Annotated in this window: 3 protein-coding genes; 1 reads left to right on the top strand and 2 read right to left on the bottom strand. The window is 65.9% G+C overall.

Annotation, left to right across the window (positions count from 1 at the left end; translation table 11 throughout):
* Nucleotides 1-66: 66 nt before the first annotated feature.
* Nucleotides 67-1,413 (bottom strand): dihydroorotase, encoded by a 1,347-nt coding sequence (locus AC1VAN_RS16625; RefSeq protein ID WP_033831575.1) that lies wholly within the window; start codon nt 1,411-1,413, stop codon nt 67-69.
* A gap of 1 nt (nt 1,414) precedes the next feature.
* Entirely contained in the window at nt 1,415-1,669 is a 255-nt protein-coding gene (gene yidD / locus AC1VAN_RS16630; RefSeq protein ID WP_014037867.1) for a membrane protein insertion efficiency factor YidD, read from the bottom strand.
* A gap of 273 nt (nt 1,670-1,942) precedes the next feature.
* Here yidD and dksA point away from each other — a divergent pair, with 273 nt between their 5' ends.
* Nucleotides 1,943-3,067 (top strand): RNA polymerase-binding protein DksA, encoded by a 1,125-nt coding sequence (gene dksA, locus AC1VAN_RS16635; RefSeq protein WP_480986228.1) that lies wholly within the window; start codon nt 1,943-1,945, stop codon nt 3,065-3,067.
* The last annotated feature ends 16 nt before the right edge of the window (nt 3,068-3,083 follow it).

Here is a 3,083-nt window from a genome sequence, read left to right on the forward strand (position 1 = left end):
GTGCCTGGGCTGCGGAGAGCAGGGGCGCTGCCAGCAGCAGCGCCGCGAACATGAGTGCCGGACGCATCAGCGGTCGTAGGTCATGCGCTGGCCGGCGGGCTTGCCCACCAGCGTGCTGCCGTCCCACACCAGCTGGCCGTTGACCCAGGTGGAGGCCACGCGCGAACGGAACGTGGTGCCCTCGAACGGCGACCAGCCGCACTTGGACAGCACGTCCTCGCGCTTGACCGTGAACGGCACATCTTCCACCAGCACCAGGTCGGCGAAGTAGCCTTCGCGCAGGAAGCCACGCTCTTCCACATCGAACAACTGGGCCGGGGCATGGGCGAATTTTTGCACGACCTGCTCGCGGGTCAGCTTGCCTTCGTGCACGCGTTCCAGTGCGGCAACCAGCGCGTACTGCACCAGCGGCAGGCCCGACGGCGCCTGCGCATAGGGCTTCTGCTTCTCTTCCCAGGTATGCGGGGCGTGGTCGGTGGCCAGCACGTCCAGCACGTCGTCAGCCAACGCGGCGGTGATCGCCTCGCGATCGGCCACGTCCTTGATCGCCGGATTGCACTTGATCAGGTTGCCCTTGGTCGCGTAATCCGGGCGGGCGAAGTGCAGGAAGTGCACGCAGGTCTCGGCGGTGATCTGCTTGCGGCTGCCGTCGGCGCGGATCAGCGGGCCCTTCTCGAACAGCGCCAGTTCGTCGGCGGTGGAGATGTGCAGCACGTGCAGGCGGGTGCCATGCTTGCGCGCCAGCGACATGGCCAGCCGCGTCGACTTGATGCAGGCCTCACGCGAACGGATGTCCGGGTGCATCTCCGGGGTCAGTGCGTCGCCGTACTTCTCCTGGAACGCTTTCAGGTTGGCATCGATCATCGGCGTGTCTTCGCAGTGCGTGATGATCGGGGTGGGGCACTCGCGGAAGATCGCGTCCAGGGTTTCGGGGTTGTCGACCAGCATGTTGCCGGTGGACGCGCCCATGAACACCTTCACGCCCGGCGCCTTCTTCGGATCGAGCGCACGGATGGCGTCGAGGTTGTCGTTGCTGGCACCGTGGTAGAAACCGTAGTTGGCCCAGGCACGGCCGCGCGCCAGCTCGTACTTGGCTTCCAGGATGGTCGAATCCAGGGTCGGCGGGTTGGTGTTGGGCATGTCCATGAAGCTGGTCAGGCCACCGGCCACGGCCGCGGCCGATTCGCTGGCGATGTCACCCTTGTGGGTCAGGCCGGGTTCGCGGAAATGCACCTGGTCGTCGATCATCCCGGGCAGCAGCCAGCGCCCGGCCGCATCCACCACCTGTTCGCCATCACGCGGAGTCAAACCCTTGCCGATCTGCGCGATGCGGTCGTTCTCGATACGCAGGTCGCCTTCGAAGGTGCGGCCTTCGTTGACCAGGCGGGCATTGGTGATGAGCGTGGAGGACATGTCAGTGTTTTCCTGTGCAACGGCAAGAGGGGGCGTTGGGAGATTCGGGCACTGGATCGAAGCCGCCGGGATGGAACGGATGGCAGCGGCCCAGCCGTCGCGCCGCCAGCCAGCTGCCGCGCAGCGGGCCGTGCCGGGAGATGGCATCCATGGCGTATTCAGAGCAGCTCGGCACGAAACGGCAGCGAGGCCCCAGCAGCGGGCTGATGAAGCGCTTGTAGAAGCGCAGCAGGGCGATGAGCAGGCGCGAGATCACGCAGTCATCTTAAGCCAGTTGGCATGAAGGCCGCATTTGTGCAGGATGGGCCGTTGGTCGCATGTCGTAGATGGCCTGCGACCGCTAGCGGCACCCCTCCAGGTGCCGGACAGGTTCCGTACCGCGCAAGGCGGTCCGTGTTCGTCGGACCGCACCTTGGACCCGTTGACTCCTGGACTGAATGGAGCGGGCCCCCAAGGTTGCTGCTGCGGGTCGGGTAGGCTATAAAGGCCCGCTTTCCCGGGCCCCGGGGAATCCAAGGAAGAGCGTTTCGTGGCTGCTAAAAAAACTGCAAAGAAGGCCGTCAAGGCCGCCAAGAAAACCGCCAAGCCTGTTGTGAAGAAGTTGGCGGCCAAGCCCGTTGCCAAGAAGCCGGCCAGCAAGCCGGCGACCAAGGCGGCATCCTCACAGCCGGCGGCCAGGAAGGCCACCGCAAAGAAAGCGCCGGTGAAATCCGGCAAGCCGGCAGTGGCGAAGAAGCCCGCTGCGCCGGTCAAGGCCAAACCTGCCGCTGCCAGCAAGAAGGCGCCGGTGGTGAAGAAGGTTGCCGCCGCGCCTGCTGCCAAACCGGCAGCAAAGAAGGTGGCGCCTGCCAAGCCGGCACCGGCCAAGAAGGTTGCCAAGAATGTCGCCCCGCCGGCCGCCAAGCCGACGCCGGCCCCTGTAGTGAAGTCCGCACCGAAGCCAGCTGCGAAGCCGGCCCCGGCCAAGTCTGTCCCGGCCAAGACCGCGGCAGTGGCGGCAGCCAAACCGGCCCCCAAGCCGGCCCCGGCCGCCGCTTCTGCAGCATCGACCGCCCCGCAATCCAAGAATCCCGTGCCCGTTTCGAAATCGCCTGCCAAAACCGCCGTGAAATCCGATTCCGCTCCGAAGACCGTGACCCGCCCCGTGGGCAAGGTCGCCGTGGCCGTTGCCGCCCGTTCGACGGCACCTGCGCCGCGCAGCAAGTACAAGGTCGTCGAATACAAGACCGACGAGGCCACTGGCCGCCCGATCCTGCCGGCAGGCTACAAGCCGGCCTCGGACGAGGAGTACATGAGCCCGCTGCAGCAGGAGTACTTCCGTCAGCGCCTGCAGAACTGGCGCGCCGACCTGGTGGAAGAGTCCAAGCAGACCATCGAGAACCTGCGTGAGGAAGTGCGTGACATCGGCGATGAAGCCGAGCGCGCGACCCGCGAAACCGAGAACTCGCTGGAGCTGCGCACCCGTGACCGTTACCGCAAGCTGATCGGCAAGATCGACAGCACCCTCAAGCGCCTGGAAGCAGGTGATTACGGGTACTGCGTGGACACCGGTGAAGAGATCGGCCTGGAGCGCCTTGAAGCGCGCTTGACCGCCGAGCGCACCATCGACGCCCAGGAGCGTTGGGAGCACCTGCAGAAGCAGCAGGGCGACTGATTCCGGTTCGTTGTGA

The organism is Stenotrophomonas sp. 05L44_2, from assembly GCF_056665995.1.